Here is a 6,913-nt window from a genome sequence, read left to right on the forward strand (position 1 = left end):
CGTCGACCCCGACGTCCTCTCATTGCTGTTCTTCCACGCGGTGACCCTGCAGGCGGTGCTCTCCGGCTTCATCAGCGGCTACATCCGCAACGCCGACATCGTCTCCGGGGTCAAGTTCGCGGTGGTCCTGATGACGCTCGCGCTGGGGGTGTGGATCTATGTCGGGTGAGTCGCGAACGGGGGGATTCACGTCGGGCGGAGCGGGCCGAGCGCAGACCCCGATCGACTTCGCCGTCGGCGCGAGCGTGTTCCTGCTGACGCTCGGGTTCGTGATCGCGTTCGTGCCGACGGTGTTCGACCCCTTCGCCGGCGCCGAAACCGCCTCGCCGGTCGTGAGCGACCGCGTCGCCGCGGGGATCGCCGGCGACCTGCTCGCCGCGTCGCCCGCGGAGCCAGCGGTGCTGTCGCCGGCGTGTACGGCCGCGTTCTTCGACGGCGACGAGGGCAACGCCACCCTCGCCGACGCGGCCGACTGTCCGGCGGGACTCACGAACGACACTGCCGCGGAGTTCGGCCTCGACGACGACGTCCTCGTCGTCGTCCACGCGATGGGCGAGGCGGACCCGGTCGGAAACGCCTCGACCGTCACCGTCGACACGCGATACGGGACGCACACGGTCGACATGCGCCGCAGCACGAGGGACCCGGTCCGCGTCGACCGCGGCGGCGTCAGCGTCTCGCAGCGGCTCGTCTCGATCGAGGGGACGCAGTACCGGCTCACGGTGTGGGTGTGGTGACCGTGTTCCCGGACGACCGCGCGCAGGCGCACACGCTGGAGGCGTTCGCCGCGGCGATCCTGATCGTCGCCGGGCTCACCTTCGCGCTACAGGCGACCGCGGTGACCCCGCTGTCGGCCAGCACGTCGAACCAGCACCTAGAGAACCAACAGCGAGCGGTCGCGAACGACCTGCTGGAGACGAGCGCGGCCAGCGGCGACCTCGAGGCCGCCCTGCTCCGCTGGGACCCGGTGAACGAGACGTTCACCGACGGCCGGAGCCCGAGCTACTTCACGGGCGGCGGCCCCCCGAACGCGTTCGGCGAGGGGCTGAACGCGACCTTCGGCGAACGCCGGATCGCGTTCAACGTCCACGTCCGACACGGGCCGGACGGCGCGGCGGAGACGACGCTGGTGGACATGGGATCGCCGAGCGACAACGCCGTGACGGCGACGCGTACCGTCGTCCTGACCGACGACGCGAACCTGACCGCGCCGGGGTACGAAGACACGACGCTCCGAGCCCTCTCGAACGGGTCGGAGCCGGGCGAGTTCTACGCGGCCGACGTCGGCGGCGGCGCGGTGTACGACAGACTGGAGGTGCGCATCGTCGTATGGCAGCTGTGATCCCCGGACCGTCCGACGGCGACGGGTCCCGCGACGGTCCCCGTGGTGACGACTCCACCGGCGACGGTCCGCGCGGCGACCGGCGGTTCCGCGACGCGGACCGCGGCCAGCTCCTGTTGATCTCCGGGCTCGTCGTGGCCGTCTCGCTCGTGGCGCTCGTGGTGCTGCTGAACGCGAGCATCTACAGCGAGAACGTCGCGACCCGCGGCATCGAGGCCGCCGACGGCGAGGCGCTGGAGGTCCGCGCCGCCGCCGTCGAGGAGACCGGCGCGCTGATCGACGGGACGAACCGGAACCGGCCTTCGGACCACGATGCGGCGGCCACCGCCGTCGAGGACGGGATCGCCGATCTCGACGCGTACCTCGCCCGGGCGTACGCCGATCGCGGTGGAGTGACGCACGTCTCGGGGAACCGGACGACGATGGAGAACGGGAGCTACGTGACCGGCGATCTCACCGCGAACGGCACCGGAGACGCGAACGCGACCCTCGCGGCCGACGTCGATCGGACGCGCGGGTTCGTCGTGGCGGTCGATCCCGCAACGCTCGCCTCCACCGACGCGGCCGGGGCACCGACCGACGCCTTTTACGTCGAATTCGACGACGGCGTCAACGAGACGCGGGAGGTGTACGTGTACAACGCCACCGACGACAACGTCACCGTCGCCGTCGGCGAGAACGGGAGCGACCTGACCGTCGTCTGCTCGGCGCCGGCCGCCGACCGCGTCGCCGTCGACCTGACCGGCGGGACGCTCGACGACGAGCGCTGTCCGGGGCTCTGGACGACGAGCGCCGGGGCGCTGGGCGCTCCCTACGACGTGACCCTCGAGCGGACGGACGAGGCGAACGGGACGGCGACCGCGACCGCGCTCCCCGCCTCCGGGAAGTCCGTCGGCTCGGACCACTCCGCGACCCCCGCCGTCTACGCGGCGACGATCGACCTCCGCTACCGGACCGCGGAGCTCCGGTTCGAGACCACGGTCCGGGTCGCGCCGGGTGAGCCCGATGCGTGACCGCGGACGGAGCGACGGCGGCCGCTCGCTCCGGAGCGACGGCGACCGTCGCTTCCGCGGCGACGAGCGGGCCGTGAGCGTCACCGTCGGATACGTGTTGACGCTCGCGATCGGTGCGGTGCTGCTCTCCGGGATCGTCATCGGGATCGGCGGCGTCGTCGACTCGCAGACGGACCGGGTCGTCAGGGGCGACCTCGCCGTCGTCGGGCAGACCGCCGTCGCGAACCTCGAGAGCGCGGACCGGCTCGCCCGCGCGGCGGAGGTCGATCGCCCCGGCGGCGCCAGCGACGCGACCGTGTCCGTCGACGTCGACTTGCCAACCCGTATCGCCGGTCGCCCATATCGGATCGCGATCGACAACGAGTCGGTGACCCTGCGGACTGACGACCCCGAGGCGGTCGCCGAGATCCCGCACGTCGCGAACCTGTCCGTCGAATCGTCTCGCGTCCGGGGCGGCCCGATTCGGGTCCGGTACAACAGCTCCGTCGGCCGGCTGGTGGTGAGAGAGCGATGAGCCGGCGGCGGAGCCGGACGGTCTCGGTCGGGGGCCTCTCCTCGCTCGCCGGCGACGACCGCGGGGTGAGCGACGTCGTCGGCTACATCCTCGTGTTCTCGCTGATCACGGTCACGATCGGCACGGTGTTCGCGGTGGGGATCACCGGTGTGGAGGACCGGCGGGAGGCCGAGCGCGTCGCCAACGTCGAGCGCGCGTTCGACGTGCTCGACGACAACCTCCGAGACGTCCAGCGGTACGACGACCCGAACCGGGCGACCGAGATCCGGCTGGCCGGCGGCACCCTGTCGACGTCCGCCGAGTCGCGGTTCGTCCTCGCGAACACCAGCAACGCCAGCGACGTCGCGAACGGCACCCTCGACGAGTGGACCTCCAAGGCGATCGCGTACGAGGAGGGCGACACGACGATCGCGTACGAGGCCGGCGCCCTGGTCCGCGGCGACGGCGACGGCTCGGTGATGCTCTCGGAGCCCCGCTTCGCCGCCGCCGACGGTCGGACGACGATTCCGATAATGGCGTTGGTCCGCGGCGGCGGAGAAGGGAGCGTCACCGGCGAGGGAACCGTCCAGATAACCGCGGTCGACGAGGCGAACGCCGACTCGGAGACGACCCGGTTCGACGCCGCGAGCGGCGAGACGCTGTACCTCTGGGTGGAGACGGACCATCCGGACGCGTGGGCGCGCTACTTCGAGCGCGCCGACGGGTTCGCGGACGCGACCCCCGCCGACGCCGACGGCGTCGCCGTGGCGGAGCTCGAACACGGCGACTCGGTGTACGTGCGCGAGGTCGTTCGCGTCGTCGGGTTGCAGCGCTGACGGTCGCCCTGCGAGCGGCTTCGTTCGACCGGCCCGGCCGAGCTAGTCGTCCTCGATCGTCACGCGGTGGCGGGAGACGTGCAGGTGGCTCACCACGGGAACGGACGCCCCCCCGAACGGCTGCAGCGTGGCGAGCGACTCGTCGTAGTGGAGGTTGAGGTCGGCGTCGTTGAACGTGAAGCTCCCGGAGGTGAACGACCCTTTGAACGTCATATTGTTTGTAAGCGTCATTTCGCTCGTCGGCGCGTATACCACTCCCGCGACGTCGATGCCGTCGCTCGGGGCCCCCTGAAAGTCGATACTGCCGCCGCTCGAGTACAGCCACAGGTTCCCCGTTACGTCGTCGTCGGCGGCGATTCGCGCCTGATGCGTCACCTCGACGTTCCCGGTGTTGTACAGCTCGAAGCGGGTGCCGGTGGCCGCCGTGATCGCCGCGTCGTCCCGTACCCCGACCGCGCCGTCGACGAACAGGTCGCTGCTGCCGCCGCCGCGCGCGCGGAGGGTCGATCCATCCCGCATGGAGAAGCCGCCCTCGACGAGGACCGCGACGTCGCCGCCCCCGCCGTCGAACGCAACGTCGCTGCCGTCCTCGCTCACGTCGAGCCGCCCGTCGACGTGGACGGTCGCCCCGTCCTCGATCCGGAGCGTACTCCCGTCCGAGACCGTGACGTCGCCGTCGACGTATGTGTCTTCGTCGATGGTGCGGACGGTTCCGTCGTCGTGGACGAATCCCGTCGTGGAGGCGCCGCTGGACTGGAGGTTCAGATCGCGGACCCGTTCGATCCGTTCGGCGATGGCTCCCGCGACGGGGTCCGCGCTCCCGACCGAGTCGTCGACCCGCTTCTCCCCCGTGATTGTCAGCTTCTTCTTCGCCTGTCCCTTCGGGATCTTGAACGACTCCGCGACGAGGTCTCCGCGGATTTCGATCGATTCGGTGTTGCCGCCCCCCTTCGACGTGAGGTGGAAATCGCTGGTCGTCTGGAGCACCGCGTTATCGCTCGCGTTGCCCTTTCCCGGATACGATCCGACGGTGGAGTCGTAGCTGTCGGCGTACAGGGTGTTTATGCCGCCGAACTCGAGCCGTGACGTGCCGAGCGCAGAGACGCCCGCGCTGAGCGTCGGGTGGACGGTCTCGGTTCGGAGCGCGACGCGGACCTCCGTCGGCGACACCTGCGTGACGTTCGCCCGCGTCCGGGTCTCGAAGAACCGCCCCCACGCCTCCGCGTACTGGCTCTCGACCGTGACCGTCACGTTCCCGCCCAGCAGCGGGTTCGAGACGTTCTCGGAGGGGAACAGCCCCTCCGGGTGTTTCGAGGTGCCCGTCACGACGGCGTCGTCGCCGAGCCGCCCGTCGACCCCGTCGATCGTCACGAGCGGGAGCGTGAGGGTGTCGCCGCGGTAGTGGAACTCGGGCGGGGACACCATCCACGACCCGTCGCCGTTCGACCGCCAGACCCCGCCGCCCTGATACGCCACCCGGTCGTCGCCCCGCTCGTAGACGACGGCGCCGAGCGTGACGTTCTCCGTCACCGTCTCGATCCCGCCCGTTTCGTTTTCGGCTTCGACCTCGATCCGCATCACTCCCGCCTCGTCGTCGACGCGCACGTCGGCGCTCCGGCCGGGATCGAGCCGGATGCGCTGGCTCGTCGACCCGCCGTGCGCCACGAGGCTGGCCTTCGAGTCGACCTGCGTCATCGCCCCCTCGATCCGCTGGACGTCGGCCGACGACTGCACGTCGCCGAGCGCCGTCGACCCGAGCGCGACCGTGACCCCGACCGCCGTGATCGTGAGCCCGAGGAGGAGCACGACGCCGATCACCTCGCTCTGGGCGCGGTCGGGACCGTTCATGAGGCCGCCTACGTCGGGAGCACTCATAAACGTCGACGTCCGAGTATCGGATCTGAGAACGTCATCGGTCCCGACTCCGATCGCGGCGTCGCCGTCACCACACCCGCCGCGCTCGGCCGACCGCCTCTCTCCGAGCGCACCACCTAAGCCGGCCGAGCCGATCTCTCTCGGTATGACCGAGGAACTGTACCTCGCCGACGACACGGTTATGACGTTCGAGGCGACCGTCGAGCGCGCGCTCGACGACCGCGTCGTCCTCGACCGGACGCACTTCTACCCGACGGGCGGCGGGCAGCCGCACGACACGGGGACGCTCCGCCTCGCTGACGGGGAGCGCGACGATCGGTGGCGAGTGGTCGACGTCCGGAAGAAGGACACGATCTACCACACCCTCGCGCCGGCGGCCGAGGCGGGTGACGGCGGTGGCGCGGCGACCGGCGGCGACGCGCCCTCGCCGCCCGAACCCGGTACCGCGGTCGTCGGCGAGGTCGACGCGGCGCGCCGGGCGGCCCACTCCAAGTACCACACCGCCCAACACCTGCTGTCGGCGCTCCTCTTGAACGAGTTCGACGCGCAGACCACCGGAAACCAGCTGTACGACGACCACGCGCACCTCGACGCGGCGTACGACCGCTTCGACGACGCGGACCTCGACCGCATCGAGGCCCGGCTCAACGACCTCGTCGCCGACGAGCGTCCCGTGACGAGTTACGCGATGGACCGCGCCGAGGCCGAGGCGACCCTGGACCCGGAGCGAACCCGCATCGACCTCCTCCCCGACTCGATCGAGGAACTCCGGATCGTCGAGATCGGCGCGGCCGGCGCGGACGACGCGGGCCTCGGGACCGACGCGGACCCCTACGACCGCACCGCCTGCGCCGGAACTCACGTCGGTAACACCGGCGAGATCGGCGAGGTCGTCGTCACCGGCCGGGAGACGAAGGGGGCGGACGAGGAGCGCGTCCGGTTCGCGCTCGCCGAGCACCTCGACGGCGCCGAGTGAGGCCGTCGACCGGCGGACTCGGCTCCGTCGTTCGGTCGCGATCCCGCCGCTTATATACGATCCGCGGCTGGTTCCGCCATGAAGTTCTGCGACGAGTGCGGCTCGATGATGAAGTCCGGCGAGGGCGAGGACCACTGGGTGTGTAGCTCCGCGGACTGTGACAACGAGATCGGCCGCGACGACGGCGACGACGAGTGGACCACCGAGTCGCAGGTCGAGTCGGAGGTCATCGACGTGAGCGACGCGGAGGACAAGGGACTGCCGCAGACGACCGCGTACTGTCCGGAGTGCGGAAACGACCGCGCCTACTGGTACATGCAGCAGATCCGCTCGGCCGACGAGTCGGAGACCCGCTTCTTCGTCTGCACCGAGTGCGAG

At 70.8% G+C, this 6,913-nt stretch carries 8 protein-coding genes; 7 read left to right on the forward strand and 1 reads right to left on the reverse strand.

Annotation, left to right across the window (positions count from 1 at the left end; all coding sequences use genetic code 11):
• The first annotated feature begins 158 nt into the window (after positions 1-158).
• From DJ73_RS11195 to DJ73_RS11215, 5 genes are read left to right on the forward strand one after another with little or no spacing between them, the layout of a single operon-like run.
• A complete protein-coding gene (locus DJ73_RS11195; RefSeq protein WP_094557980.1) occupies positions 159-737 on the forward strand; it encodes a hypothetical protein in 579 nt (192 codons plus the stop codon).
• Positions 734-1,342, forward strand: a complete 609-nt coding sequence (locus tag DJ73_RS11200; protein WP_254921636.1) for a hypothetical protein — start codon at positions 734-736, stop codon at positions 1,340-1,342. The genes DJ73_RS11195 and DJ73_RS11200 overlap by 4 nt, the downstream gene beginning before the upstream one ends.
• A complete protein-coding gene (locus tag DJ73_RS11205) occupies positions 1,330-2,355 on the forward strand; it encodes a hypothetical protein (RefSeq protein ID WP_094557982.1) in 1,026 nt (341 codons plus the stop codon). Before DJ73_RS11200 ends, DJ73_RS11205 begins: the two co-directional genes overlap by 13 nt.
• Entirely contained in the window at positions 2,348-2,869 is a 522-nt protein-coding gene (locus tag DJ73_RS11210) for a hypothetical protein (protein WP_254921637.1), read from the forward strand. The genes DJ73_RS11205 and DJ73_RS11210 overlap by 8 nt, the downstream gene beginning before the upstream one ends.
• A complete protein-coding gene (locus DJ73_RS11215; protein ID WP_094557983.1) occupies positions 2,866-3,684 on the forward strand; it encodes a hypothetical protein in 819 nt (272 codons plus the stop codon). The genes DJ73_RS11210 and DJ73_RS11215 overlap by 4 nt, the downstream gene beginning before the upstream one ends.
• A 42-nt stretch (positions 3,685-3,726) precedes the next feature.
• Here DJ73_RS11215 and DJ73_RS11220 read toward each other — a convergent pair whose 3' ends face one another.
• Positions 3,727-5,532 carry an archaellin/type IV pilin N-terminal domain-containing protein gene (locus DJ73_RS11220; RefSeq protein WP_094557984.1) on the reverse strand — a complete coding sequence of 602 codons (1,806 nt, stop codon included), beginning with the start codon at positions 5,530-5,532 and terminating at the stop codon, positions 3,727-3,729.
• Between the two features lie 172 nt (positions 5,533-5,704).
• On the opposite strand from DJ73_RS11220, the gene DJ73_RS11225 reads away from it, so the two are divergent.
• Both DJ73_RS11225 and DJ73_RS11230 read left to right on the forward strand, forming a co-directional pair.
• Positions 5,705-6,535: an alanyl-tRNA editing protein gene (locus tag DJ73_RS11225; RefSeq protein WP_094557985.1), complete on the forward strand. Its 831-nt coding sequence runs from the start codon at positions 5,705-5,707 to the stop codon at positions 6,533-6,535.
• Between the two features lie 78 nt (positions 6,536-6,613).
• Positions 6,614-6,913: RPA12/RPB9/RPC11 RNA polymerase family protein (locus DJ73_RS11230; protein ID WP_094557986.1), on the forward strand; the 300-nt coding region annotated here is incomplete at its 3' end.

It is taken from the genome of Halorubrum sp. Ea1 (assembly GCF_002252965.1).
Lineage (GTDB): Archaea > Halobacteriota > Halobacteria > Halobacteriales > Haloferacaceae > Halorubrum.

What these genes read in the sequence shown, in the direction of transcription:
- DJ73_RS11210 (WP_254921637.1), top strand. Translation starts at nt 2,348, where the DNA reads ATGCGTGACCGCGGACGGAGCGACGGCGGCCGCTCGCTCCGGAGCGAC.
- DJ73_RS11195 (WP_094557980.1), top strand. Translation starts at nt 159, where the DNA reads ATGTCGGGTGAGTCGCGAACGGGGGGATTCACGTCGGGCGGAGCGGGC.
- DJ73_RS11225 (WP_094557985.1), top strand. Translation starts at nt 5,705, where the DNA reads ATGACCGAGGAACTGTACCTCGCCGACGACACGGTTATGACGTTCGAG.
- DJ73_RS11205 (WP_094557982.1), top strand. Translation starts at nt 1,330, where the DNA reads ATGGCAGCTGTGATCCCCGGACCGTCCGACGGCGACGGGTCCCGCGAC.
- DJ73_RS11215 (WP_094557983.1), top strand. Translation starts at nt 2,866, where the DNA reads ATGAGCCGGCGGCGGAGCCGGACGGTCTCGGTCGGGGGCCTCTCCTCG.
- DJ73_RS11220 (WP_094557984.1), bottom strand. Translation starts at nt 5,532, where the DNA reads ATGAACGGTCCCGACCGCGCCCAGAGCGAGGTGATCGGCGTCGTGCTC.